General features: G+C 61.9%; 20 protein-coding genes. 7 read left to right on the top strand and 13 right to left on the bottom strand.

Features of this window, described 5'->3' with window-relative positions; genetic code table 11:
* Window positions 1-59: 59 nt before the first annotated feature.
* The 5 genes from ACELLULO517_RS01965 to ACELLULO517_RS01945 all read right to left on the bottom strand — a co-directional run bounded on the left by ACELLULO517_RS01965 (window position 60) and on the right by ACELLULO517_RS01945 (window position 9307).
* The gene (locus ACELLULO517_RS01965; protein WP_227305406.1) at window positions 60-1064 is read right to left on the bottom strand and encodes a hypothetical protein; all 1005 of its coding nucleotides are present in this window, start codon (window positions 1062-1064) and stop codon (window positions 60-62) included.
* Between the two features lie 127 nt (window positions 1065-1191).
* Window positions 1192-4239 carry a glycosyltransferase gene (locus ACELLULO517_RS01960; RefSeq protein WP_227305403.1) on the bottom strand — a complete coding sequence of 1016 codons (3048 nt, stop codon included), beginning with the start codon at window positions 4237-4239 and terminating at the stop codon, window positions 1192-1194.
* Between the two features lie 6 nt (window positions 4240-4245).
* On the bottom strand, window positions 4246-6081 hold the full coding sequence (locus tag ACELLULO517_RS01955; protein ID WP_227305401.1) for a tetratricopeptide repeat protein: 1836 nt from the start codon (window positions 6079-6081) through the stop codon (window positions 4246-4248).
* 117 nt (window positions 6082-6198) lie between these two features.
* Window positions 6199-7590 carry an HlyD family type I secretion periplasmic adaptor subunit gene (locus ACELLULO517_RS01950; protein ID WP_227305399.1) on the bottom strand — a complete coding sequence of 464 codons (1392 nt, stop codon included), beginning with the start codon at window positions 7588-7590 and terminating at the stop codon, window positions 6199-6201.
* Window positions 7553-9307 carry a peptidase domain-containing ABC transporter gene (locus tag ACELLULO517_RS01945; RefSeq protein ID WP_227305396.1) on the bottom strand — a complete coding sequence of 585 codons (1755 nt, stop codon included), beginning with the start codon at window positions 9305-9307 and terminating at the stop codon, window positions 7553-7555. The genes ACELLULO517_RS01950 and ACELLULO517_RS01945 overlap by 38 nt, the downstream gene beginning before the upstream one ends.
* Between ACELLULO517_RS01945 and ACELLULO517_RS01940 the strand changes: the two genes are divergently transcribed.
* Window positions 9302-9739, top strand: a complete 438-nt coding sequence (locus tag ACELLULO517_RS01940; RefSeq protein ID WP_227305393.1) for a hypothetical protein — start codon at window positions 9302-9304, stop codon at window positions 9737-9739. The two genes, ACELLULO517_RS01945 and ACELLULO517_RS01940, sit on opposite strands and share 6 nt — an antisense overlap.
* Before the next feature lie 340 nt (window positions 9740-10079).
* Here the strand turns inward: ACELLULO517_RS01940 and ACELLULO517_RS01935 are convergent, their stop codons facing one another.
* Entirely contained in the window at window positions 10080-11336 is a 1257-nt protein-coding gene (locus ACELLULO517_RS01935; protein ID WP_227305390.1) for a M20 family metallo-hydrolase, read from the bottom strand.
* 193 nt (window positions 11337-11529) lie between these two features.
* Here ACELLULO517_RS01935 and fusA point away from each other — a divergent pair, with 193 nt between their 5' ends.
* Window positions 11530-13626, top strand: a complete 2097-nt coding sequence (gene fusA / locus ACELLULO517_RS01930) for an elongation factor G (RefSeq protein WP_227305387.1) — start codon at window positions 11530-11532, stop codon at window positions 13624-13626.
* Between the two features lie 79 nt (window positions 13627-13705).
* Here the strand turns inward: fusA and ACELLULO517_RS01925 are convergent, their stop codons facing one another.
* Window positions 13706-14440, bottom strand: coding sequence for an SDR family oxidoreductase (locus ACELLULO517_RS01925; RefSeq protein ID WP_227305383.1), 735 nt, complete (start codon window positions 14438-14440; stop codon window positions 13706-13708).
* A gap of 114 nt (window positions 14441-14554) precedes the next feature.
* Between ACELLULO517_RS01925 and ACELLULO517_RS01920 the strand changes: the two genes are divergently transcribed.
* From ACELLULO517_RS01920 to ACELLULO517_RS01910, 3 genes are all read left to right on the top strand, one after another.
* Window positions 14555-15457, top strand: a complete 903-nt coding sequence (locus ACELLULO517_RS01920) for a LysR family transcriptional regulator (RefSeq protein ID WP_227305380.1) — start codon at window positions 14555-14557, stop codon at window positions 15455-15457.
* Window positions 15458-15573: 116 nt separating this feature from the next.
* The gene (locus tag ACELLULO517_RS01915) at window positions 15574-15831 is read left to right on the top strand and encodes a type II toxin-antitoxin system prevent-host-death family antitoxin (protein WP_227305377.1); all 258 of its coding nucleotides are present in this window, start codon (window positions 15574-15576) and stop codon (window positions 15829-15831) included.
* Entirely contained in the window at window positions 15828-16226 is a 399-nt protein-coding gene (locus ACELLULO517_RS01910) for a type II toxin-antitoxin system VapC family toxin (RefSeq protein ID WP_227305374.1), read from the top strand. Before ACELLULO517_RS01915 ends, ACELLULO517_RS01910 begins: the two co-directional genes overlap by 4 nt.
* On the opposite strand, the gene ACELLULO517_RS01905 is transcribed toward ACELLULO517_RS01910, so the two are convergent.
* The 6 genes from ACELLULO517_RS01905 to ACELLULO517_RS01880 form a co-directional block, all read right to left on the bottom strand.
* Entirely contained in the window at window positions 16186-16815 is a 630-nt protein-coding gene (locus tag ACELLULO517_RS01905) for a LutC/YkgG family protein (protein WP_227305371.1), read from the bottom strand. The two genes, ACELLULO517_RS01910 and ACELLULO517_RS01905, sit on opposite strands and share 41 nt — an antisense overlap.
* Window positions 16812-18212, bottom strand: coding sequence for a lactate utilization protein B (locus tag ACELLULO517_RS01900; RefSeq protein WP_227305369.1), 1401 nt, complete (start codon window positions 18210-18212; stop codon window positions 16812-16814). Before ACELLULO517_RS01900 ends, ACELLULO517_RS01905 begins: the two co-directional genes overlap by 4 nt.
* Entirely contained in the window at window positions 18209-18952 is a 744-nt protein-coding gene (locus ACELLULO517_RS01895; protein ID WP_227305367.1) for a (Fe-S)-binding protein, read from the bottom strand. Before ACELLULO517_RS01895 ends, ACELLULO517_RS01900 begins: the two co-directional genes overlap by 4 nt.
* A 9-nt stretch (window positions 18953-18961) precedes the next feature.
* On the bottom strand, window positions 18962-19816 hold the full coding sequence (locus ACELLULO517_RS01890; protein ID WP_227305364.1) for a fumarylacetoacetate hydrolase family protein: 855 nt from the start codon (window positions 19814-19816) through the stop codon (window positions 18962-18964).
* A gap of 116 nt (window positions 19817-19932) precedes the next feature.
* Window positions 19933-21246, bottom strand: coding sequence for an L-rhamnose catabolism isomerase (gene rhaI, locus ACELLULO517_RS01885; RefSeq protein ID WP_227305361.1), 1314 nt, complete (start codon window positions 21244-21246; stop codon window positions 19933-19935).
* Window positions 21247-21251: 5 nt separating this feature from the next.
* Complete coding sequence (locus ACELLULO517_RS01880) at window positions 21252-23360, bottom strand: bifunctional rhamnulose-1-phosphate aldolase/short-chain dehydrogenase (RefSeq protein WP_227305358.1); 2109 nt, start codon at window positions 23358-23360, stop codon at window positions 21252-21254.
* 193 nt (window positions 23361-23553) lie between these two features.
* Here ACELLULO517_RS01880 and ACELLULO517_RS01875 point away from each other — a divergent pair, with 193 nt between their 5' ends.
* The gene (locus ACELLULO517_RS01875) at window positions 23554-24375 is read left to right on the top strand and encodes a DeoR/GlpR family DNA-binding transcription regulator (protein ID WP_227305356.1); all 822 of its coding nucleotides are present in this window, start codon (window positions 23554-23556) and stop codon (window positions 24373-24375) included.
* A gap of 65 nt (window positions 24376-24440) precedes the next feature.
* The gene (gene rhaS, locus ACELLULO517_RS01870; RefSeq protein WP_227305352.1) at window positions 24441-25448 is read left to right on the top strand and encodes a rhamnose ABC transporter substrate-binding protein; all 1008 of its coding nucleotides are present in this window, start codon (window positions 24441-24443) and stop codon (window positions 25446-25448) included.
* The last annotated feature ends 90 nt before the right edge of the window (window positions 25449-25538 follow it).

Raw genomic sequence — 25538 nt, 5'->3', positions numbered from 1 at the left:
GAAAAAGCCTTGGCCCTGGTGTCGAACCGGGTAATCGAGCGCCAGGCCAGGATTTCGATTTAGCGAGACCGTTTGGTGGGTTTGGTGGGAGTCTTCACGACCGGTCTTGCGGCTGGTTTCGCAACGGGGGCCGGCGCGGGTGCGAGCTTCGCTTTAACCACCGGGGCCGGGGCCGGGGCAGGCGCCAGTGCGGGACGCGAGGCGGGCTTGGCCGGCTCAGGCACCTTTTTGCTGCTGACCTTCGGCTTCAAGTCGATGAGGAAGGCTTCCAGCGGGGACAGGGACGGGGCCTCGACGCTTTCGTCACTGCCGAGATCGTCGAGCTTGGTGCCGTCCAGGAAGGACGCGGAAATGGAAAGGGTGAAGCGCTTTGCCGCCGCTTCGCTCAGCTTCAGCTTGAACCCCAGGATAGGCAGCGCCATGCCGCGGCTGCCGCAGAACTGGCCAGCCTCGTTCCAGGGCGAAAGCCACCCACGACCGAGTACCGCTTGATAGGTGATGTCGCCAGGCTCCAAACCTTCGGGTGCTGTCAGGCTGAAGCCTTCAATGGCCATCTCGCTGCCCGGCTCGCCCATCCAGTCTCCAAAGCTTTTGCCGACGTCGCCGGTACGTTGGATATGGGCGATCATATCGTGAGAATCGCTGAGCACGGCGGTTGGCTTGCGGATGGCCGCAGGTGCGGTGCCGGGTGCAGCTAGATTGCCTTCGGCCGCAGCTTCCGACAGGCGTAGCACGCGCAGCTTGGGCGCGCCTTCCAGGCTGCCCACCGGCTGATAGATGGTGATGAGGATTTGGGCTGATTCGGACAGAACGCGGATCAAGGCCGAATCGCCGCCACCGGTCAGCCAGCCGTCCGGGCGGAAAGTCGCGATGCTGATCGTGCTGTCGGTCGGATCAATGGCCGAGACCCGCACGCCGGTCAATTGCTGATCGGCCGGCTTCGGGGAGCCATGGACAAGGCAGAAGACACCGCTGTCGAGCGTCATGAGATGAGCGGAAGCCCGCAGCTCCTGCACTCGGTTTTCGGCTGCGCGCGCAGGGCTTTGCCGGTCTGTCTGTGACATAGACGCCTCTTTGTACGAATCGACTGCGGTTTGCAGCGGGACAGGCAACGATCAAAATCGGACACTGTCTCGCATGCAGATTAGATTTGTGCCTTGCCCCTGATCCGATCGCAATATGGCCAGTTAGCTAATTTTCGGATTGGGCTAAAGAAATCAGCATGTTGTTAAGATTAGAAGGCGGCAGGGCAAGGGGAAGTACCCAGCCATTGTCCGTCTCACGCACCCGTTGCGCAGGCGTTCCTATGTCAAATACAGCAGTCTTCAGGCCAGCTTTCCACGCATCGCTCAAGGCAAAGCACCAAGTTTCAGGCCAAATCGACGGAATAAAGGCCAAATCGCAATCTTGAGCCGCAATCTCTTCTACAGCGCGTTCCTGTGAGAAACGATAAGTGATCTGCACTTGCCCTGTTTCTATCAATCGGACATCGTCATGGGTGAAGCCGATAACGATAAAATCGAGCGGCAAGCGACGTCTTGCCGCATCGCGCGCGCAGGCCAGCAATACATCATAGCCCTTTTCCGTCCCGATGGCGCCGATGATGCCGATACGGGTCCGACTGCGGTCTCTGTTGGGCTTAGCGGGTCGCAGGCGCCGTACGATCGGTCCGTCCTGTTCCCAGGGTCTGACAGCACTGTCGAATTGTCCGAGATAGCGGCGAAAGCGCCTCTCGACTTCAGCCGCAGGGAAGATCACCTGCCGCGCGGCCGCGAAATCATTGGCCGTCCGTTGCCTCAACGCCGCGACCGGGATGTCTTCGCGCAGCCTGCTGCCAAGATCGGCAATGCAGGCTTCGCATTCGACGGTGTCTGGCTCTCCGCAATAGCGCTGGGTCGTGGTGACCAGCGTGACCCGCGGGCAAATCGCCGCATAGTCATGCACGTAGATGTCAAGCGGTATGCCAAGCCGTTTCGGCAATTCCAGAAGGGCGTGATCATGTCCCAGGCGATGATGCAGCTCGATATGTTGCGAGCGCTCAAATCTTAAGAAACTCAGAAGTTCCTTCATCTGATCGGGAATGCTGAAGCAAAGATTAGGGAAATCGTCGTGCCAGGCATCGCCTTCAACGGTTCCGGGCTCGATCTGGCAGATGCCATTTGCCTGCGGTCGCAAGATGATCGCGGCTAAACCTTTGGCTGCCAGCTCGCGGATGCGCGTCCCGATCTGCCGTTCGACACCGCCGCCCTCGTCATGGGTGATGATGATGACGGATGGCGGGCGGTGTTTGGGCCGCCGCCACGCTTTCCACCGGGTCATATCAAGCCGCGCGCGGGCCGGTGCCAGCGGATCGGCGTCATTGTGCCGGCTGATCAAAGCCCCGTAACCGGGATGCAGGCGTTCGAGAAGAGCCTGATTGCGCCTCAAAAGATGGACGCGCGCCGCACGGAAAGACTGGCCGCCGATATGGCTGACGAAGATGCCGGTGGCAGCCATGTGGCGCCAGCCGAGATGGCGCGCACGCAGGCAGAAGTCATTTTCCTCGCCATAGCCTTGGGCAAAGATGTTTTCGCGGAAGGCCCCGGTCTCTTCCAGGCAGGCCCCTCGCACATACATGCAGAAGCCGACGCTGGTCGGTATCTCCACCACATCGCCGCCATTCGCGGATTGGGCAAAGGCATCGATCTCATCGAGCCGTTCCTCTTCGGGCGGTGCCTGGACCGTATTCACGCGCGGATAGCTGAGGATTGTGGCGTCGTTCGACAGCGGCGCGACCGTTCCGATGTCAGGCGCGGAGCGAGCGGCATCACGCAGACGTGTCAGCCAGCCCGGTGGCACCAGGGCGTCGCTGTTCAACAATACGACATCGCGGCCACCGGCTGCGGCGATGCCCCGATTGACGCTGCCGGGAAAGCCGAGATTGCGCGGATTGCGGATAAGATGGATGCGCCGCTTGCGGGCAAGCGCATCGAGCGCTTCTGCCAAAGCGGGTTCGGGGCTTGCGTCATCGACGACGATGATCTTGGTGCCACGGGGCACCGTCGCGAAGACCCGAGCAAGGCAGCGCAGCGTCATGTCAAGGCCGCGATAAACCGGAATGACAACGGCGGGGGACGCCGTGCCTCGTGCGGAGCTGGCCTTGGCGTGACGTTCAGGCGGCGGCGTGTCGACCCATATCGGCAGCACCAATCTTTCCGCCGGCCGACTGTCCGTTTTCCTGTTTTGGCCGGGTGATTGCCCGATCAGCTCAGCCGAGTAGCCGGCAGAGCGCGTCCAGCGGCCGGGGTCGATCGGGCTGCCGGTGATGTCGCGCCCATAGCGGTCACGGATATGCAAAAGACCGGGATAGGCCAGGAGAGTTGCAGCCGGCACCCGGAAGGCCAGGGGCAGGGAAAGCCCATCTCGGTCAGGGAAATGTGCGGGTTCGCCGGTTTTGATCGTCAAAGGCAGCTTGCGTCCGTCCGCCTGCTCGACGGACAGCAGGACCGCGGTGTCCGGATTGGCCGGACACCATGCCCAGCCGTTGAGATCGCCATCCTCGACAGAGACGAAGCCTTCTACGATACGGTGACGGGTGAGGTCGATCGGACTGCCCAGCAGGTTCTGGGCCGCCGCCGTGATCGTAAGGCTGCGCGCGGCGGTCCAGCTGGCGGGAAGGGTGAAGCGCCGATTGCGGTCAGGTTTCGGCCGGACCAGTTCGCCATCCAGACGGAATTCGACGAGCTTGTCGCAGACAAGGGTGACGCGTCCATCGGCGTCGGCCGCGCACCAGCCGGCACGCCCGGCTCGCAGCGCAAGGTCACTCGCTAATCGGCTGAAATCGGCGTCCTTCGGCGCTGCGAAGCGGGACAGCAACGCGCCTGCGGCTTCGATCTGCTCCTCACGATCTCCACCGAGCATCAGAGCGGAGAGCAAGCCGCGGTGAGCTGGCTGGGTATCTGAATCAGGAATGAGAGCGCGAAAGACGCTGACGCAGCTTGGATCACCTTGCCGCAGCATGGTTATGCCCAACAGAAACCGCACCTGTGTATCGTCAGGCCCGAGGCGGGTCGCGCGCTCCAGAGCAAAGCGCGCGGCTGCCAGATCACCCTTGGCCAGCGCTTTCTCGCCACGCTCCCAGGCGTCGATCGCAAGCCCGATAACTTCAGGGCGATTATGCTTCCGTGGTCCGGACAGCAGCCAGTCGGATTTCAGGTTGGCCAGCGAAGCTGCCAGCGGAGGCCTGTTACGCGGGGGCATGGATGATCAGTTATGGAGAAGCTGCGGGCCCGGTGCGCGCGTCACCTTCTCCGTATTTGCCATGGTCGGTGGCGCCAATTCGACCGGCCCGGGGCGGTTTTGGGCCGCCTGCTCGGCGTTGATCTGTGCAAGCTCGGTGGCCGCTTCATTGACGCCGTTGTCGAGCGCGCGCTTGAACCAGACTTGCGCTTGCTCCAGATCGGGCGGGCTTGCCAGGCCGCGATGCAGGTAGCGGCCGAGCATGAGCTGTGCCGTGGGGTGGCTGCGTTCGGCGGCCTGGCGGAACCAGCGTAATGCGGCGGCACGATCCACCGGCAAGTCGTGACCGCCGCCGTATAGCGCGCCAAGGCCGAACATGGCACCGCCATGACCAAGATCGGCGGCGCGCTGGAACATGCGGGCGGCCTCGAAATGATTACGCTCGCCGCCGCGGCCGTTGACCAGCATCTCGGCGAGCGCAACTTGTGCGTCTGCCATCCCGGCATCGGCGGCTTTTGCAAACCAGGCACGGGCGGCAGCCGGATCGACAGGAACTCCGCTGCCGTCCAGCAGCATGCGGCCGTAGTGAAACTGCGCATTTACGATGCCGTCTGCTGCCCGGTGCATCCAGAAGGCCGCGCGCTCCGGGTCGCGGTCGACGCCAAAACCACGCGCCAGGCAGACGCTGAAATTGAAGGCGGCGACAAGATCACCGCTTTCGGCCGCCTGCTCGAACCAGGAGCGCATGCGATCCGGATCGCCGTCACGCACGGAACCTTGCAGGACCAAATTGGCGAGATCGACCTGTGACGCGACATTGCCGGAACTGGCGGCGCGCTCGAACCATGTCGCCGCTTCATCCGCGTTACGAGGGACGCCGGCACCGGTCAGATAGAGCATGCCGAGGGCGCGGGCGGCCATGGAGTGCCCGCCTTCTGCCGCTCGCTGAAACCAGACGGCGGCTTCCGCGAAATTCGGCGGCAAGTCGCCGCCCTTGGCGTAAAGGTCGCCGACCATGGCGGCGGCTTCGACATCGCCGGCAAGTGCCGCACGACGCAGCCAGGATTCCCCGGTGATCGGATCGGGCTTTTTGGTTCCGCGCCCCTCAAGCAGAGCCAGACCGAGGCGGGCCATGGCTGAGCGGAGGCCGGTCGCCGCTGCCTTCTGATATAGTCCCACAGCCGCCGGGATGTCTTGCGTCAGCCCGACACCATGTTCCAACAGCACGCCGTGAAGGTACTGCGCCATCGGCAGGCCAAGCTCGGCGGCGTCTACCAGCGCCGCAATGCCGGGCTTTTGCAGCGCCGGATTGGTGCCGGCGCGTCGTAAGATAGCGAGGCCAAGGCCAAGCTTGCCCTGCGGATTGCCGCCCTCGGAGGCCAGGCCGTACCAGTGTTCAGCCTGATCCAGGTTGCGGATGGCTTCGGGGCCTGCCGTCAGGATATAGCCCAGGAGCGCCTGACCATCGGCCGAGCCGGCCTCTGCCGCGCGTCGCGCCCAGCCCTCGGCCGCGATGAAGTCGGGCTGCGCGGGAGCGGAATCGGTAAACAGACCCCCCGTACGACGGGAAGCGTTTTCATCGACGTCACCGGTGACCAGCAGCGTCGCGATTGCCGATTGCGCGTCGCGATTGCCCTGAGTCGCGGCAAGCTCCAGCCAGCGGCGACCTTCCGCGCGGCTGGCCGGCACGCCCTTGCCCTGGAGGTAGCACAGGCCGATGCGATATTCCGCGGCTGGCAGTTTCGCCTGTGCAGCGCGGGCGACGAGCTTAAATCCGGCGTCCAGATCCCCCGCTTCGAGCGCGGCTTCACCTTTTTTAAGTAGCCCCGACGCACCCCCGAGGTTCAGCCAGCCGAAAACCAAAGCTCTTGTCCTCTATTACGCCCTGGATGGAGATCCGGCGAGTTGCCGACGCTCCGGATGAAACGGACCGCCATCCAGGTAAAGCAGGCTGTTTAGCGCTTGGAAAGCTAGACTTCTTTAATCAGGCTCGCGCATCCCATCGGTGAAGGCGGGTAGCACGCGCTTCATCATATACTCGGTGACGGTACGCTTGCCGATTTTGACGTCCGCTGCAAGCGGCATGCCTGGTGCAAGTTCAAAGCCCGGCGGCGTGTTGTGCAGATCGTTCTGCAGAATCTTGACGCGCGCCATGTAGAAAAGACCTTGCGGCAGCGAGCCAGTGACATCCTTAACCGCACCGGACTGAACCTGTTCGGGATTGAAGGAGTCCGAACTCACGTATTGGACGACGCCCGTGAGCTTGCCGTATTGAAGGAAGGGCAAGCTGTCGAGCTTAACATCGACTTTGTCACCAGCATTCACGTAACCGGTGTCCTGCCCGCTGAGAACGATATCCGCCTCAAGCGGCGTTCCCAATGGGGTTAGGCTGATGAACTGCTGACCCGCCTGCAACACGGAGCCGACTGATGTCTGGCCGAGATTGAGGACGATGGCGTCATTAGGCGCCTTGATCATGATCAGCTGATGCATCCGCAGATCTTTGGTCAGGCTCTGCTGAGCCGGAGCCAATAAGTTCTGCGCCTGCTGAATCTGCTGTGACAGATTGGCATTCCATTGTTGAATATAGGTATCGCGCTGGGCTTGAATGGATGCGATATCGCCAATGGCCTTATTAGCGCTCGCTTGAGCATCGGCCAAGTTGCCTGCCATGCTGATGCGGCTGTCGGCGGCAGCGAGAGAGTCCAGACGGCTGCCGACCTGCATCTTCTGCAATTGCTGGCGCATCGCCTCGACATTATTCGCAAGCTCGAGACGCTGGGCATATTGCCGAATATCGGATTCCGACTGGTTCAGCTGGGCCTTCAGGCTCGCAATCTGCTGGTCGAAGTTAGCGACGCCCGCCGTATACTGGGCCTGCAGCTGATTATAGGTCTCAAGCTGCAAAGCTGTATTGGGATTTGACACGCTTGGCACGTAAGGATTGCCCGCGAGCTGCGCCTGTATACGCTCCACTTGCGCCGTATAGCTATCCACCTGTTCCTGGTCAGCCTTGAGATTCGCCGCCGCAAAGGTCGGGTCCAGCTCAGCCAGAAGCTGCCCCTTCGTGACACGCTGGCCTTGCTGCACGTAAATCGCACGCACGATCGAGGTGTCGAGCGGCTGGATCAACGTTGTGGGCTCAGTGGAGACAAGTTTGCCCTGGCCGGTCACGACCTTGTCGATCTTGATGACCGACGCAGCGACGATCGAGGCGATGACAGCAACGCCAACCCAAAGCGACACGCTTCGCGCCGATCTGGGAACCGGGGTAGCGATCAACGCACTGGTCGGGGACTGGAATTCCAGCACCGCCAGCGCGTCTCCCTGCGGATCAGTCGCCTTGTGCGAGGACAGGAGTTGGCGAGCCATGGCGCGTATTTCCCTGATTTTCCGTCATGTGGCGGTTCTGCTGCAGCCAGAGCATCCGATAGACCGAGCAGCGTTCGACGAGTTCGGCATGGGTGCCGACGTCGAGCACCTTGCCCTGATCCATGACGATGATGGCGTTACAATCGACAAGAGAGGCGAGGCGGTGGGAGACGATCACCATCGTTCTGCCGGAGCCGATGCGCTTCAGATTAGCATTGACCAGCGCTTCACTCTCGGGATCGAGGGCCGAGGTTGCCTCGTCGAGGATCATGAGGCGGGGGTCGACAATCAGAGCACGGGCAATGGCCAAACGCTGACGCTGGCCACCGGAGAGATTTGGCGAGCCTTCCTGAATAAACGTGTCATAGCCCTGAGGCATGCGTTCAATGAATTCCTCTGCGCCGGCCAAGCGAGCGGCACGGACGACATCCTCCATCGTCAGACCGGGACGGCCGCCGATGATGTTGTCGCGGATGCTACCGCGGAAGAGGAAGTTTTCCTGCAACACGACGCCGAAATTGCGGCGCAGATGGCGCAGGTTGATCGAGCGCAGTTCCACGCCATCGATCTTCACGAAGCCTGTGTAATCGCGGCTGATACCCTGCAGCAAGCGGGTGATGGTCGATTTGCCCGAGCCGCTGCGCCCGACAAGACCCAGCATCGTACCCGGCGGCACGGAGAAGTTGACCTCATTGAGAGCCGGGCGCTGCGAGCCTTGATAGGTAAAGGCCACATTGTCGAATTCGATGGCGCCGGCAAAGGTCGGGCGCAGACCACGATCGATGCCGCGAACTTCAGGGGGGGTGTTCAGAACCATTTGGGCTTCGCCCATCGTGGCGCGCACATCCTCGAAGTCTTGCATGAGCTTAGTGAAGCCGATCAGCGGGCCGGCGACGCGCATGGAAATCATCGTAAAGGCCATCAGCGAGCCGATTTCGGCCTTGTTTTGCGTCGTGACGGCAATATAGGCACCGAGCAGCATGACGCCGAATTGGCAATAGCGTTGCAACGGCAGGGTGAGTGTGGCGGGCCAAAGTGCCAGCCGGCCGGCTTGCAGGCGGAGGTCGCCTGCTTGGGCAACGTATTCGTCCCACTGGCTATAACGCGCGGATTCCAGCGCCAGCGACTTCACTGTCTTGATGCCGTGAAGGCTTTCGACAAGCACCGAGAATTTGCGTGATTCAGCGGCCGAGACACGGCCCGTTACGATACGGAGAGGCCGGAGGAAACAGGCGATCACGAGCATGATCAGCCCAGCAGCCGCGACAATCGTCCAGGCCAGCGTCGCCTGCATGAAGAACATCAGGGGCAACAGAATCAACAGCATTGATGCGTCGATAAAGGTATTCAGCAAACGACCGGTGATGAATTCACGAATCTGGTAAACCTTGCTGATCGCCTGCCCGATGACGCCTGATTGCGTGCGTTCGAAATAGTCCAGCGGCAAGGACAACAAACGTTTGAAGACAAAAAGCTGAATTTTTGCGTCAATTCGGGTCGAGGCAACCTGCAGGAGGTTTCCGCGTGCATGCTCAATGATGGCATCAAGCAGCGTGGCCACGATGAGAATGATCGTTACCAGCAGCAGGGTGCTCATGCTGTGATATTCAATGATCCGCTGAACTGCGGAATACACGATCAAAATCGGTATGATCGTCAGAAAGGTGATGATCAAGGAGGCAAAGGCGACGGAGCGTAGAATGCTGCGCTCTTGCATGACGAGCTTCGTCAGAAAGCCGAAGCTGAGCGGTATATCCTGCTCCTCATCATTGCGCTGGGGGCGCATCATGACGACTTCGCCTTCCCAGACCTGAGACAGGCGGAGTTCGTCCACAGGAACGGCGACCCCGGTCCCGGAAACCGTCGGTTCTTTGACGAAGACGACATTGCGCGCCGCATCCGCTTCGACCATGAGAACGGCACCGCCATCCTTCATGAGAAGCATGACAGGACCGGCCGATTCGAGACGCAACAGCTGCTGCCATTTCAGCCGAACGGCCTTGGCCCACATGCCCTGTTCGCGCACCCATTCGATCAGAACGGCGGGAGATGGGACAGGGGTGGACGGATCCAGCCGGAACGTCGTCGGATCCAGGTCGATACCGTGATAGCGCGCGATCGCGAGAGCCCCGACCAGCCAGGTATGTAGACCTGGCTCACGGCTCAGCGATGCTTCATTGATGCGGCCCGATCCCTCAGGCGAATGCGGATCTGCAGCGTCCATCTCTCTTTCACCCTTCAACAGGCCGGCTTTTCCTTACGGCGCCATGCCAAAGCTCGATCAGACCAGCGTTGCAACCACACCACCGGCGCGCGGTGGAAAGAAGGCAAAGACAAGGTTGCGGCATCGATGCGAGCCCGTCCCCTATACCCATTTCTTAGTAAGCCCGATACAAATAAGTGAGCAAATGCAGCAAAATGACGGCAAGGCACGCACGTTTCATGTCGTGGTCATACAGAGACTTGGCTTTAATATTGATTAAATTTAACTACTTCGTGATCTTGGCTTGTTGCGCCAAGCTGGCCGCCAAGCTCCGGGTTCCGGCTGCCAATTGCGTGGCAGAGGTAAATTCGGCGGGATTGTGACTGATGCCCTTATGGCTCGGTACGAAAATCATCGCACTCGGCACGGCGCTGGCCACAAGCTGCGCGTCATGGAAGGCGCCTGAGGGCATTAAGGCCCAGCGCAGGCCCAGCGCGTCAGCCGCTCCCTGCACGCTAGCCACCAACTCCGGATCAAAACGGAGAGGTGTCGCCGAAAACCGTTCCTCGACCTTGGCGTCGCAGGGGGCAATGACGCGGGCGATGCTCTCCGCAATGGCGTCGCCCTTTTCAGCCAGAACGGCCGCATCGGGATGGCGCAGGTCGATCGTGAACCGCACCATGCCAGCGACGCTGTTGGAGGAGCCGGGCTCGACCACCAGACTGCCCACCGTAAAGCGCAGCACGTCAGTAGGATCAGCAGTCAGCGTGTTGAGCGCCATGATCGCACGAACCGCCCCCTGCATCGCATCCCGGCGGAGGGAGACCGGCGTCGTGCCGGCATGGGTCGAATCCCCCATCACCGTCACGGTGAACCAACGGCTGCCCTGAATGCCGGTCACCACGCCGATATCCAGCCCCTCGGCCTCCAGCTTCGGACCCTGTTCGATATGCGCCTCTATATAGGCATGCACTGTCCCGCCGAGCGGCCGGCGTGGCAGATCGGCCTCCGCCGCCAGTTGCTCGGCCAAGGCATCAGCGAAGCGCACACCTTCGGCATCGCGCGTTTCGGCGAAGGCCGCCAACGGCTTGACCCCGGCCCAGGCCATGCTGCCCATGCAGCCGGGTGCGAAGCGGCTGCCTTCCTCATTCGTCCAGGCGACGACCTCAAGCGGCCGGTCGAGTGTCTCACCGCTATCCTTCAGCGCGCAGAGCACCTCCAGCCCGGCCATGACGCCATACATGCCGTCGAACCGACCGCCGGCAGGCTGGCTGTCCATATGACTGCCGGTGAGGACCGGCGCCGCATCAGCCAAGCGCCCCTCGACCCGGAACCAGAGATTGGCCGCATCATCGACCGAGACACTGGCCCCAGCTTCCTCGGCCCAGGCGATCATCAGCCGCCTGGCCTCGCGGTCCAGCGCCGTCAGGGCCTGGCGATTGACCCCGTCACCCGCAATGGCGCCGATCCGAGCCAGGCGCATCAGCCTGTCCCATTGGCGCGTTTCGCTGACGGCTGCCGCCAATCTCAAGCCTTGATCCATGGGCGAACCTTTTCTCACAATCGAAGCGCATTCTAGCGGCCGAGCTGCCTTTCGCCAGTCGCAACGCCGTACGACTTGATATTCCCTGGCCGCTAGAGCAAAAGACACCACGAAATCACCGGCAATGGGCTGGGACGTGACTGAGCGCGCGGGGCCGCCCCCTTGCCGCGCTTTTCTTGCATGGAGGCAAATCGTGACCAGCACCTCGCCGCTTGGTTTGATCCGGAATATCGGCATCACTGCGCATATCGACGCCGGCAAGACGACGACGACCGAGCGTATTCTTTACTACACCGGTGTCTCCCATAAGATCGGGGAGGTCCATGACGGCAATACGACCACCGATTACATGGACCAGGAGCGTGAGCGCGGCATCACGATTACCTCCGCCGCAGTGACCTGCGAGTGGAAAGACCACCGCATCAATATCATCGACACGCCCGGCCATATCGACTTCAACATTGAGGTCAACCGGTCGCTGCGCGTGCTCGACGGCGCCATTTTCATCATCGAGGGCGTGGCCGGCGTGCAGCCGCAGTCCGAGACCAACTGGCGCCTGGCCGACCGCTACAACGTCCCGCGCGTCATCTTCATCAACAAGCTGGACCGCACGGGCGCTGATTTCTACCGCGCCTTCGACACCCTGAAGGAAAAGCTCGACATCGTCGCGCTGCCGCTGCAGCTGCCGATCGGCATCGAGGAAAACTTCATCGGCGTCGTCGATCTGGTCGAGATGAAGGCGATCGTCTGGGAAGGCGGCGAACTCGGCGCGAAATTCCATGACGAAGAAATTCCGGCCGATCTGGCGGACAAGGCCGCCGAGTATCGCGAGCTTCTGCTCGATACCGCGCTGTCCGTCGATACCACGGCGATGGAAGAGTATTTCGACAAGGGTGAAGTCTCGGTCGAGACCCTGAAGCGCTGCATCAAGGCGGGTGCCATTTCCGGCGCCTTCCGCCCTGTTCTGTGCGGCACGGCCTTCAAGAACAAGGGCGTGCAGCCTTTGCTCGATGCCGTTCTCGACTATCTGCCGTCCCCGATCGACGTCCCCGGCATCAAGGTCGCGGCTGACGAAGACGAGGAAGACACCCCCGAGAAGGCCGCTGCCCGCCGCGTCATCCCGGCCAATCCGGACGCCCCCTTCTCCGGCCTCGCCTTCAAGATCATCAACGACAAATACGGCACGCTGACCTTCGTCCGCGTCTATTCCGGCACGCTGAAGTCCGGCGACACCGTGATGAACACGACGAAGGAGCATCGCGAGCGTATCGGCCGCATGTTCCAGATGCACGCCGACAAGCGCGCTGAAATCAAGGAAGTCTCCGCGGGCGATATCGCGGCCTTCGTCGGCCTCAAGGACACCGGCACGGGCGACACGCTCGCCTCCTCCGATGATCCGGTCGTGCTCGAGCGTATGGCTTTCCCGGTTCCGGTTATCGACATCTCCGTCGAGCCGAAGACCAAGGAAGGCGTTGAGAAGATGACGATCGGCCTGCAGAAGCTGGCCGGCGAAGATCCCTCGCTGCGTCTCAAGACCGACCAGGAAACCGGCCAGACCATTCTGTCCGGCATGGGCGAGCTGCATCTGGAAATCATCATCGACCGTCTGCGCCGCGAATATGGCGTCGATGCGAATATCGGTGCGCCCCAGGTGGCCTATCGCGAGACGATCTCCAAGTCCCATACCGAGACCTATACCCACAAGAAGCAGTCGGGCGGTTCCGGTCAGTACGCGGAAGTGAAGATCATCTTCGAACCGCAGGAGCGGAACCAGGGCGTTCTGTTCGAGAACAAGGTCGTCGGTGGCTCGATCCCGCGCGAATATATTCCCGCGGTCGAAAAGGGCATCAAGGTGCAGGCCGATACCGGCGTGCTCGCCGGTTTCCAGACCGTCGACTTCAAATACTCGCTGGTTGACGGCAAGTACCATGACGTCGACTCCTCGGCGCTCGCCTTCGAAATCGCCGCCAAAGCCTGCTTCCGCGAAGGTATGAAGAAGGCCGGCCCGATCATCCTCGAGCCGATCATGGACGTCGAAGTGACGACCCCGAACGACCATGTCGGTGACGTGGTGGGCGATCTTAACCGCCGCCGCGGCATGATCCAGAACCAGGAGAGCTCGGGCTCCACGGTTATCGTTCGTGCCCATGTGCCGCTGAAGGAAATGTTCGGCTATATCTCGCACCTGCGCAGCATGACGAAGGGCCGCGCGTCCTTCACCATGCAGTTCCATCACTACGATCCTGTCCCCCGCAACGTGGCGGACGAGATCATGGCGAAGAGCGCGTAAGCGTTCTTCACTCTGGATTGCAAAAAGCCGGCGGAGGGCAACCTCCGCCGGCTTTTTGCGTCTGGATACCCGGCGCGCGTTAGACCTGGCTGGCTGTCGGGCGCACGACCAACTCGTTCACATCGACATCGGCTGGCTGCTCGATGGCATAGAGCACGGCGCGCCCGATGGCGTCCGCACCGATGGCCGTCTTGCGATAGGCAATCATGCGTTCGCGGGCGACCGGGTCCGTGATGGTCTCGGCGAGTTCGGATTCCACCACGCCCGGATAGATGCAGGTGCAGCGGATGATGCCGTTCTCCTTGCGCAACCCTTCCGAAATCGCGCGCACGGCGAATTTCGTGGCGGCATAGACGGCCGCCGTAGGCTGAACGGTAAAGCCGCCGATGGAGGAGACGTTGATGATCTGGCCCGATCCTTGGGCCTCCATCCGCGGCAGCACGGCCGCGATGCCATGCAGCACGCCGCGGATATTCACGTCGATCATCCAGTTCCACTCATCGACCAGCAAAGCCGACAGCGGCGACAGCGGCATGACGCCGGCATTGTTGACGATCACATCGACCCGGCCGAATTCGCTGGCGGCATAGGCGACGAAGGCTTCCACGTCGTCGCGGTCCGTCACGTCCAGCGCGCGAGCGCGCACGGTGCCGCCTGCAGCGGCGATTTCGGCGGCGAGCGACTCCAGCCGGTCGATGCGTCGCGCGCCCAGCACGACGCAGGCGCCGGCCGCGGCCAATAGGCGCGCCGTGCCGTCACCGATGCCGCTCGACGCGCCTGTGATCAAAACGACCTTGTTTTCTGCTCCAGCCATAGTCCTTGCTCCTTCGTGGCGGGCCGAATGCCAGCCTTGAGCGGGAAATTAGGCTTTGGTCGATCATTTTATGAGCTGGCATGATTAGGATGAGCTGTTGAGCAGGACAGAATGATGAACCGAGCAGGCTTGGATGATCTCGCTGCCTTTGCGTCCATCGCCCGCACGCTCAGCTTTACCCGGGCTGCGGCCGAGTTACGGCTGTCCACCTCCGCCCTCAGCCACAAAATCAAGACGATGGAAGCGCGCCTTGGCATCCGGCTGTTGCAGCGGAATAGCCGAAGCGTCGCTCTCACCGAGGCCGGGGCCCAACTGCTGCAGACGCTGGCGCCGGCGCTGGAGGAGATTGACGGTGCGCTTGACCGTTTGGGGCAGGCACGAGATGCGGTCGCCGGCACGGTGCGGATCACCGCAACCCGCCATGGCTACGAGACGGTGATCCGTCCGGTGCTGCCCGCATTCCTGGCGAGCCACCCCAAGGCCGGCGTGGAAGTGGTGATCGATTACCAGCGGCGGGACATCATCGCCGAACGCCTCGATGCTGGCATCCGCATTGGCGAAAAGCTGGAACAGGACATGATCGCCATCAGCGTCAGCGCGCCGCTGCGCATGGCGGTCTTGGCCTCGCCGGCCTATCTGGCCGAGCATGGCTTGCCGCAAGTGCCGCAGGATTTGATGCAGCACGCCTGTATCAATGCGCGCATGGCGGCAGCCGGCCAGCCGATGGACTGGGATTTCGAGCGTGACGGGCGCGAAATCGCCATCAAGGTCAGCGGTCCGCTGACCTTCAATGACCCGCTGGTTATGCTGGATGCGGCGATGGCGGGGCTCGGCATCGCCTATGTCATTGAAGGTTCAGCGCTGCCGCATATCGCCGCCGGCCGTTTAGTACGGGTGCTGGAGGATTGGTCGGCGCCTTTTCCAGGGTATTTCCTCTACTACCCTTCGCGCCGTCAGATGCCGGCGGTGCTGGCGGCCCTGGTCGCAATGCTCAGGCGCAGGCGTGACCAGACATGAGCGGTGGCAAAATCAGAGGCTTCTATCAAATTGTAGTCACTGGGTGACCTCAATGCGTCATCCTGCTAGTGTCGGCATGACGCAGGTAAGGGCGTCTGTGCGACGGAGGATGCGCCATGGAATTTTCGATCCGGGAGGTCAAAGCGCGCTTCGCTGAAGCGGCCGCCGCCGCCGCGCGTGGCGAGCGGGTAATCGTGACCAAGCATGGCGTGCCATTCGTCGCTTTGGTTGCGGTCGCGCGACCCGCGGGCATGGATTTCGAAAAGGCTGAACGCATCCGTCGCGACCTTGGTCTGGACGGCGTCAAGGTGACAATGCCGGCCGATTTTGACGAACCCGCCTTCAGTCGGCAGGTGCTGGGTCTGGAAGAGTGAGACTCCTGCTCGACACGCATATTGCTGTTTGGGCGGCGCTCGATCCGGATTCTCTGACCGATGCGGAACGCAGATTGATGGCGGAAACCGATATGCCGATCGTGCTCTCGGCCGTGTCGGTATGGGAACTTCGGTTAAAGTGGCACAGCTTTCATATCTCGGGCGCGCGCAAAGGTCCGCTCGATCCCGACGCCGTCATGGCATTCGCGGAGGCGATTGATTGGGAACTCATGCCATTGATTGCACGCCACGCCGCGGCGACGCTCGCGCATGCCATCAGTCACAAAGATCCGTTCGATGAACTGTTGCTTGTGCAAGCGCAGGAAGAAGGCATGCGCCTGCTGACGCGTGACGCTAAGCTTGCCGGGCATCCGCTGGTCGTGTCGGGTCTGTGAAGATAGGCTTTGCAAACACAACCGTCAGGCTGCGCACGCCCTGGGCGCCGCGGATCATCACACCCTCGATATCGGCGGTGGCCGATGGCCCGGTCATCAGCGAGACATAGTTGGTGGATGTAAAGTCATCCCGCAGATAGGCATCCGCGATGCCGGGGACGATGGCCGCCGGGTCCAGCAGCACGACGAGATGCTGAGCGAGATAGGCGATGGTATTCACCTGTAACTCGCGGCCGCTGAGGAAGAGTGATCCGGTCTCCGCCACGCCGAAGCGCGCCCGCACGATGCCCGTATGAACGTTTTCCAGATCACGCGGATCTGTCACCGCATCGGTACGGGCGAAGCCCGGCAATTCGTCGGTGGAGGTGCGGATCAATCGGCTGGCACCAAGGCGCGCGCACAGGAAGGGATCCAGCGCCTCGCGGTCAGGCAGATGCACGCATTGCCCGCCCATGGCGGCGAGATTCTGTTGAAAGGCAGCGACAAGATCGCCCTCGATCCCAGGAAAGCTTGGCAGCACCGGCAACGGAAACTCACCGTCCGGCCGGCGCTCACGCAGTCGTGCCAGAATATCTTCGCGTGCGCTCATCGCTTCACTGGGCGATTGCGTGCGGCCCAGGCCGCGAAACTCTCTTTTGGGGCTGCCGGCACTTCGCGGTCGCGGCCCCAAGAATTCAGCTTGCTGTACAGCAGCGCGCGGGGCAAATGACGCACCGCCATGCGGGCCGCCCCGGTCGCCAGTCGGTAAAGACGCGGCGAAGCCAAGACATAGCCCGCGATGCGGAGCGACAAAGCCTTGTTCTTGGGCAGCAATCCGCGCTCGGCAATCACCCGTCGCCATTTATACAGCTGGTCATGAATATTGATCTTGACCGGACAAACGCTGGTGCAGCTGCCATTGAGCGTGGAGGCGAAAGGCAGGGTGGAATAGCGCATCGGGTCATAGGATGGGTTGATGATGGCACCGATCGGCCCGGAATAGACGGCGCCATAACTGAGACCGCCCGAGCGGCGATAGACCGGGCAGGTATTCATGCAGGCGCCGCAGCGAATGCATTTCAGGCTCGGCCAGAAATCTTCCTCGCCCAGCCGCTGCGACCGACCATTATCGACGAGGATGATATGCATCTCCGCGCCCGCGCGCGGGCCCCGGAAATGCGAGGTATATTGCGTGATGGGGGAGCCGAGCGCGCTGCGCGACAGCAGGCGTATGAAGACGCCCAGATCAGCCTGACGCGGGATCAGCTTTTCGATTCCCGCCGAGACAATATGCACTTTCGGAATATTGGCCGAGAGATCGGCATTGCCTTCGTTGGTGCAGACAACGACGGCACCAGTTTCGGCGACCAGAAAATTCGCACCCGTCATGCCGATATCGGCATCCAGCATCAGTGGCCGCGTGGTGACACGCGCATGTTCTGCCAAGGCATTCGGATCGGCATTATTCGGGTCGCCGCCGATGGTGCGGGCGAAGACGCGCGCGACATCTTCACGCAGCTTGTGCACTGCGGGTACCACGATATGGCTCGGCGCCTGTCCGTCCAATTGCTGGATGCGCTCACCCAGATCGGTCTCAGTGATGGTGATGCCGTGACGCTCCAGGAAGGGTGCCATCTCGCACTCCTCCGTCAACATCGACTTTGACTTGGCAAGCGTCTTAGCCTTGTGCTCGCGCATGATGCGCAGCACGGTGGCATTGTGTTCCTCGGCGTTTCTCGCCCAATGCACGGTGACACCGCGTGCCTTGGCTTGCGCCTCGAACTGCTCCAGGTAATCGGCGAGACGGCTGAGCGTATGTTCCTTGATGGCAGAGGCGAGGCTGCGCAGTTCCTGCCATTCGGGGATGACATGCATCTGCCCGTCGCGCTTCTGGCGCAATTCCCACAAGCGCCGGTCATGGAAGGCCAGATGCGGCGTATCGGCCACGAAGGCCGCTGCCGCCCCGGCGTGATCGACCGGTTTGGTTTTGTCGGTGCCCGCGCTCATGCCCGCGCGCCGTTCAGGATTTGCGCGATATGGATGAAGCGCAACGGCAAGCCGGCGCGCCTGGCGCAGCCCTGCTGATGCATGAGGCAGGAGGTATCGGCCGAGACGATGTAATCCGCACCGGCCTGCTGATGATCACGCACCTTGTCCAATCCCATACGGCCGGAGACGGCATCCTCGGCGACCGAAAAGGTGCCGCCGAAGCCACAGCATTCGTCAGGTCGTGCGGGCATCACGACTTCGATGCCGCGCACGCCATGGAGAAGGTCGAGCGGTTTGGAGAAGGGCGTCTCGCCCATCTCCGACATGCTGGCCGTGCGCAGGGATCGGAGGGTGCCGCAGCTGTTATGCAGCCCGACCTTATGGGGGAATTCCGCCCAGGGAAAATCGCGCACCTGCAAGACGTCATGCAGATATTCCACGAGTTCGTAGGTATGCGCGCGGACATGCTTCACACGGTCGGTCTGCGGCACCGCGTCCAGATGGTCGCGCAAGTGATGCACGCAGCTGCCGGAGGGCATGACGACCGCGTCGAAATCGCCAAACAGATCGACGAAATGCGCTTCCGCACCCTTCGCCGCGCCCTGGCAGCCGTTATTCGCCATCGGCTGTCCGCAGCAGGTCTGACCCTGCGGATAGGTGACATCGACCCCAAGCCGTTCCAACAGCTCCAGGCTGGCGATGCCGACTTCCGGGAAGAAGGCATCGATGAAGCAGGGAATGGCCAGGGCGACGGTCATGGTTTCAGATTACGTGGGCGACCAGGCAACGACATCCTGCCGCTGCTCACCCAGCTTCTCGATGCCAAGCGTCATCACGTCGCCGGGCTTGAGGAAGACGGGCTCGGGCTTCATGCCCATGCCGACGCCGGGCGGCGTGCCGGTGGTGATGATATCGCCGGGCAGCAGGGTCATGAACTGGCTGACATAGGCAACCAGCGTCGCGGCGCCGAAGATCATGGTCTTGGTCGTGCCGGTCTGCATGCGCTTGCCGTTCACGTCCAGCCACATGTCGAGCGACTGCACATCACCCACTTCATCCTTCGTCACCAGCCAGGGGCCGGTCGGGCCGAACGTATCGCAGCCCTTGCCCTTGTCCCAGGACCCGCCGCGTTCGATCTGCCATTCGCGCTCGGAGACGTCATTGATGACGCAATATCCGGCGACATGGTCGAGCGCTGAGGCTTCGTCCACATATTGCGCCTTGGTGCCGATGACGATGCCGAGTTCCACTTCCCAGTCCGACTTCACGGATCCCTTGGGGATCACGACCGTGTCATTAGGGCCGCAGAGGGAGGTGATGGCCTTGGTGAAGACGATCGGCTCCTTCGGGATCGGCATGCCGGATTCGGCGGCATGATCGGCGTAATTCAGGCCGATGGCGATGAACTTGCCGGCATTCTTCACAGGCACGCCGTAGCGGGGGCTGCCGTCGACCAGCGGCAGGCTGGTGGGCTCCAGCGCCGCCAGCTTGGCAAGGCCAGCGGGCGACAGCGTATCCGGCGTGATATCGGCGATCACGCCCGACAGGTCGCGGATCTGGCCGTCAGCGTCCAGAAGGCCAGGTTTTTCCGAGCCCATAGGGCCAAAACGCAGCAGTTTCATGGAATTCTGTCTCCCGGTTGCTGGGCTGGCGCCCGTTCGGGTTGATTATTGGACCCTGATCGGCCAGCCGACAACCCGCGGGCGGCCCGATCAGGATCCAAGGCAGAGGGCGCCCCTCAGACAATCCCGCCCGAACCGCCGGATTTGGCGGGGCGAATGCGGGTGACGGCCGCGCGATAGCCGCTGGCGCGATAGGCGCTGACGGGGTCGATGGCGGCGTCCTTCTGCAGCCGCGCCATGGCCAGGATCGGCTGCACATCGGTCGTGAAGGCGCGTTTCAGGGTCTGGCTCGCCATCATCGGGTCATTCGCGTCCTGGAAGCCTTCCAGCGCCGAGCGATCCACCAGCAGCGCCTGGGCATAGGCGCGCTGCACCTCCACCGCACTCGTCATCAGGCTTTCGATCGGGTCGGTGACGTTATGCGACTGGTCAAGCATATAGGACGGCGCGAAGCCCGGCGCCTTCCGATAGGCGGCGTCCACCAACTCGTTGAAGACGAGAAACAGGCGATAGGGCTCGATCGCACCGGCATCCAGATCGTCGTCGCCGTATTTCGAATCGTTGAAGTGGAAGCCGGCAAGCTTTCCGGCATGCACCAGCCGCGCCACGATCATCTCGATATTCACATTGGGCGCATGATGGCCGAGATCGACCAGGCAAAGGCAGTTTTCACCCACGGCCTGCGCCGCGAGAAGCGAAGAACCCCAATCCTGGATGACCGTCGAGTAGAAGGCGGGCTCATACATCTTGTGTTCAAGGAACAGCTTGAAGTCACCCGGCACGGACGCATAGACGGTTTTCACGCTATCGATATAGCGTTCGAAGGCGCGGGTGAAATTGGACTGGCCGGGGAAGTTTGACCCATCACCCAGCCAGATTGTCAGCGCCGGGGCGCCGAGCTTGGCACCCAGTTCCGCGCAATGGATATTGTGAGCCACCGCCTGCGCGCGCACGGCCGGATCGGTATGGCTCAGGCTGCCATATTTATAGGATAGCGGGTGCAAGGCATTGCCCGGATGATCCTGAAAGGTATTGGAGTTGACGGCATCGAAGCCAAGACCCAGCGTGCCGGCGAAGTCTTTCAACCCCGACAAGTCATCGACCTCATCCCAGGGGAAATGCAGCGAGACGGTGGGCGTCGCACCGGCCAGCCGATTGACGACCGCGCAATCCTCCAGCTTGTCGAAGATATTGCGCGGCTCGCCACCCATGGGGAAACGCGCGAAGCGCGTGCCGCCTGACCCGACAGCCCAGCTGGGCGAGGCGACAGCGAAGGCCGCGACGGCGCTTGTGATCGCCGCGATATCGATGCCGCGCCGATCGAGCGTGCGGCCGAGCGCGTCATACTCCTCCTGAACGGCAGCCGCCAGCGGCGCGTTCTGGGAAGCGATGAAGTCTGTGTCCAGTGCCGGAGACATGATCTGATCCATGATGCTCACCGCGTAAAGGCGTTGGCGTTGCCGGCATCGATATTGATGATATTGCCGGTGGACTTGGCCGAGATCTCGGAGGCGAAGAAGGCGATGCCCTCCGCGATATCCTCAGGATAGACGCTGCGCTTGAGCAGGCTGCGCTGACGGTAGACCTCATCCAGTTCCTCCAGCGAGGATTTCTGGTAGGAGGCCGCCCGCTGATCGCCCCATTCGCCCTTCCAGATGCGGCTGCCGCGCAGCACGGCGTCCGGGTTCACGACATTGGAACGGATGCCGAGCGGCGCGCCTTCCAAAGCCACGCAACGCGACAGATGCAGTTCGGAGGCCTTGGCCGTGCAATAGGCGGCGGCGCCGGGGGAGGCGACAAGCGCGTTCTTGCTCGCGACCATAATGATGGATCCGCCGATGGCCTGATCCTTCATGAGACGGAAGGCTTCGCGCGAGGTCAGGAAATAGCCGGTCGAGAGAATATCGATATTCTTCTGCCACAGGGCCAGCGAGGTATCTTCCAGCGGCGCGGCGGAAGCGATGCCGGCATTGCAGACGCAAACATCTAGCCCGCCAAAGGCCGCTGCCGTCTCGCGGAAGGCCGCGATGATCGCATCTTCCTTGGTGACATCGGCCCAGACGGTGCCGACATTATCGGCGCCATATGTCTTGGCGAGTTCCTGGCGGGAGGTTTCCAAAACCTCACGGTCGATATCGCAGATCATGACGCAAGCGCCGTCCTGCATCAGCCGGCGGGCGGAGGCCATGCCGATGCCGCCGGCGCCGCCGGTGATGAAGGCGATCTTGCCGGCCATGGCGCGCGCCTTCGGCATGCGCTGCAGCTTCGCTTCTTCCAGCAGCCAGTATTCGATGTCGAAGGCTTCCTGCTCGGGCAGGCCGCGATAGGTGGAAACGGTGGAGGCGCCGCGCATGACATTGATGGCATTGCGGTAGAACTCGCCGGCAATGCGCGCCGTTGCCTTATCGGCCGCGAAGGTCAGCATGCCGATGCCGGGGATGAGATAGACGACCGCATTGGGGTCGCGCATCTTCGGGCTATTATCGTGCTTGCAGCGTTCGTAATAGGCGGCATAGCCAGCGCGGTAGGCTTCCAGCGCTGCCGGCAGAGCGGGCAGGATGTCGGAAACCGTCTGGGTCGCCGGATCGAAATCCAGCACCAGCGGTGCGATCTTGGTGCGCAGGAAGTGGTCAGGGCAGGAGGTGCCGAGCGGAGCGAGTTCCGCCAGCGCGTTCGACCCGACGAATTCCAGCACTTCCGGGCTGTCATCGAAATGGCCGAGTTTCAGCGGCCCTTCCTTGCTGATCAGGCCACGGATGACCGGCATCAGGCTGGCGGCGACCGCGCGTCGGGTGTCAGGTGCTGCGGGCGCGATGCGCGCACCGCCGAAAATGACTTTGCCGCGGCTGCGCTCGGCCAGGAAGGCAGTCGCCTTATTGATGGTGGCAACCGTCGTCTCGTAGCATTCCTTCTGGGTCTCGCCCCAGGTGAAGAGGCCATGGGCTTCCAGAACCAGGCCCTTCGCCTGCGGGTTCTCATCGGCGAATTTCTTCAGCCAAAGGCCAAGCTCGAAACCCGGGCGACGCCAGGGCACCCAGCCGATCTCCTCGCCGAAGATCTCCTGCGTCAGCGCACGGCTGTCGGCCGAGGCGGCAATGGCGATGATCGCGTCGGGGTGAACGTGATCGACATGCGGATGATTGATGAACCCATGCAGGGCGGTGTCGATGCTGGTCGCACGTGGGTTCAGGTTGAACGTGCAGTGATTGTAGAGCCCGACCATCTCGTCTTCCTGGTCGGTGCTTTTATAAATGCCGCGCAGCGCATGGAGCTTGTCCATATAGAGCGTCGCGAAACCATCGAGCTTGATGCTGCCGATATCGCCGCCCGATCCCTTGACCCAGAGGACCTGCACCGTCTCACCGGTCAGCGGATCCTTCATCGCGATCTTCGAGGAGGTATTGCCGCCACCGTAATTGGTGATGCGCTTGTCCGAACCGAGCAGATTGGACCGGTAGACCAGCAGCGCCTCGGGGCTCAGCCCCGTCGCCGTCGCGTCATCCCAACGATTCTCTAGCAAAGATACATGGTCGAGCGCGTCCATTCGATCCTCCCGCTGGTCCGCTTTTCACCGGTAGATGCGGCCGGTTTCCGCTTGGCGTTCTGGTTCTCCTAACCCCATCTTCGCTCATGATCAACCATCTTCGATAAAAAACGATCATTATCTGAAAGAAGATGCTTGACGGATGCGCGTTTCTGACGCTTTCTGCGGTCAACCAATGGGGAAACAACCGTCCGTGCTTGAGCGCGAGCGCCATCGTATCATCCTGAATCTGGTCGAGGACCGTTCGGTCGTCTCGGTGACGGAGCTTGTCGAGCTGCTGGTGGCTTCCGAAGCCACCATCCGGCGCGACATCGCGGCCATGGCCGATCGGGGGGAGGTGCGCCGCGTGCGCGGCGGGGCGGAGGCTTTGCGGCCACGCCACCAGGCCCATCTCGGCGCCGTGCATTTCGCGACGGAAGAGCGTGTCTGCTTCGCTGAAAAGCGCGCCATCGCGCGCGCTGCCGCGGGCCTGCTGGAGGTTGGCGATAGTGTCGTCATCAATGGCGGCACGACAACCTATCGGCTTGTGGAATTTCTGGGTGAGCTGAAACTCGATATTCTGACGAATTCCTTTTCGCTGGCGTCTGAGCTGATGCAGGACAATCGCCACCGGATCACCATTCCCGGCGGCACCATCTATCCGCAGCAGAATATCGTGTTGAGCCCTTTCGATCATGACACGACAAAACATTTCTGGGGCCGGGTGCTGCTGACCGGCTGCTACGGGCTCAATAGCTTCGGCATGATGGAGACCGATCCGCTCATCGTTCAGGCGCAGATCAAACTGCTGGAATGCGCCGAAAAGCTTGTTATTCTGGCGGACAGCCGCAAGCTGCGCCAGCGTTCTTCGATGGTCGTCGCGCCACTTTCGCGGATCACAACCGTGATCACCGATAGCGGGGCGGCTGCGGAGGATTTGGAGGTTCTGCGCTCGGCCGGCATAGAAACGATCGTGGTGGAACCGGACGAAGCGGGCGCCGAGCCCGTGGGAAAAGGATTGTTGCACGTCGCCTAGTAATCGCCACAAGATGATCGCCTAAACGACGGCAAAACGTCGAAACAATAAAGGGAGGAATGATCATGGACCGTAGAGGATTTATCAAGACGACCGCCGCCGCTTTGGGTGCGGCCGCCATCCCGGCGGGATTTGCCCGCTCGGCACGCGCGGCCGGCGAAATTCGTGTCGGTCTGGTCGCGAAGTCGCTCGGCAACGGCTTCTTCGTTGCCGTTGACAAGGGTGCGGAAGAGGCTGCCAAGCAGATTGGCAATGTGAAGATCATCTTCACCGGCCCGACCTCGACCACGGCGGAAGGCCAGATCGAAGTCATCCAGTCGCTGATCGATCAGCATGTCGATGCCATCGCGATCTCTGCCAATGACCCGGACGCACTGGTGCCCATCTGCAAGCGCGCCATGGCTCGGGGCATCAAGGTCATTTCCTATGATTCCTCGGTCGGCCAGGACGGTCGCATTGTCCATGTGGCCCCTTCCTCCGATGAGCTGATCGGCCAGGCGCTGGACAAGCTGGCTGCCGCCGCCGCGCCGGACGGGAAGGGCAAGTTCGCCATCGTCTCCGCGACGCCGACATCGACGAACCAGAATGCGTGGATCGCGGTGATGAAGAAGTATCTGCCCCAGTATCCCGGGCTTGATCTTGTCTCCACCGTCTACGGCAATGATCTGGCCGATGACAGCTACCGCGAAGCGACGGCGCTGCTGCAGAAGTATCCGGACCTTAAGGTCATCGTCTCGCCCAGCTCCGTCGGCATCGTTGCCAGCGCCAAGGCCGTGGAAGACGCGAAGAAGGTCGGCCAGGTCTATGTCACCGGCCTCGGCCTGCCGTCCGAATGCGCAGGCCATGTCGAAGCCGGTTCCATCAAGAGCTTTGCGATCTGGAATCCGATCGATCTGGGCTATGCCACGACTTATGTCGCGGTCGATCTCGTCAATGGGGCCAAGGGACCGGGCAACAGCCTGCCGGACGGCCGCATGGGCAAGATTACCTTCGACGCGAATGGTGTGGGTGCGATGGCCGTGCCCTTCACGTACGACAAGTCGAACGTCGAGCAATTCGCGAAGATCTTCTAAGTCGCGTTTTGATTGGTGTCGTCCCCGGGCCTGGCCCGGGGATCTACTCGGTCAAGTAGATGCGCAGACTGACCCCGCGCATGACAAATG

It is taken from the genome of Acidisoma cellulosilyticum, from assembly GCF_020621385.1.
In the GTDB taxonomy this organism is placed as follows: domain Bacteria; phylum Pseudomonadota; class Alphaproteobacteria; order Acetobacterales; family Acetobacteraceae; genus Acidisoma; species Acidisoma cellulosilyticum.
This window is presented reverse-complemented; position numbering and strand designations above follow the sequence as displayed.

Excerpts from the sequence above, each read along its gene's own strand:
- ACELLULO517_RS01965 (WP_227305406.1), bottom strand. The coding sequence starts at position 1,064 with ATGTCACAGACAGACCGGCAAAGCCCTGCGCGCGCAGCCGAAAACCGA.
- ACELLULO517_RS01890 (WP_227305364.1), bottom strand. The coding sequence starts at position 19,816 with ATGAAACTGCTGCGTTTTGGCCCTATGGGCTCGGAAAAACCTGGCCTT.
- ACELLULO517_RS01925 (WP_227305383.1), bottom strand. The coding sequence starts at position 14,440 with ATGGCTGGAGCAGAAAACAAGGTCGTTTTGATCACAGGCGCGTCGAGC.
- rhaS (WP_227305352.1), top strand. The coding sequence starts at position 24,441 with ATGGACCGTAGAGGATTTATCAAGACGACCGCCGCCGCTTTGGGTGCG.
- ACELLULO517_RS01895 (WP_227305367.1), bottom strand. The coding sequence starts at position 18,952 with ATGACCGTCGCCCTGGCCATTCCCTGCTTCATCGATGCCTTCTTCCCG.
- ACELLULO517_RS01880 (WP_227305358.1), bottom strand. The coding sequence starts at position 23,360 with ATGGACGCGCTCGACCATGTATCTTTGCTAGAGAATCGTTGGGATGAC.
- rhaI (WP_227305361.1), bottom strand. The coding sequence starts at position 21,246 with ATGGATCAGATCATGTCTCCGGCACTGGACACAGACTTCATCGCTTCC.
- ACELLULO517_RS01935 (WP_227305390.1), bottom strand. The coding sequence starts at position 11,336 with ATGGATCAAGGCTTGAGATTGGCGGCAGCCGTCAGCGAAACGCGCCAA.
- ACELLULO517_RS01920 (WP_227305380.1), top strand. The coding sequence starts at position 14,555 with ATGAACCGAGCAGGCTTGGATGATCTCGCTGCCTTTGCGTCCATCGCC.
- ACELLULO517_RS01905 (WP_227305371.1), bottom strand. The coding sequence starts at position 16,815 with ATGAGCGCACGCGAAGATATTCTGGCACGACTGCGTGAGCGCCGGCCG.
- ACELLULO517_RS01945 (WP_227305396.1), bottom strand. The coding sequence starts at position 9,307 with ATGCAAGAGCGCAGCATTCTACGCTCCGTCGCCTTTGCCTCCTTGATC.
- ACELLULO517_RS01950 (WP_227305399.1), bottom strand. The coding sequence starts at position 7,590 with ATGGCTCGCCAACTCCTGTCCTCGCACAAGGCGACTGATCCGCAGGGA.
- ACELLULO517_RS01900 (WP_227305369.1), bottom strand. The coding sequence starts at position 18,212 with ATGAGCGCGGGCACCGACAAAACCAAACCGGTCGATCACGCCGGGGCG.
- ACELLULO517_RS01960 (WP_227305403.1), bottom strand. The coding sequence starts at position 4,239 with ATGCCCCCGCGTAACAGGCCTCCGCTGGCAGCTTCGCTGGCCAACCTG.
- ACELLULO517_RS01915 (WP_227305377.1), top strand. The coding sequence starts at position 15,574 with ATGGAATTTTCGATCCGGGAGGTCAAAGCGCGCTTCGCTGAAGCGGCC.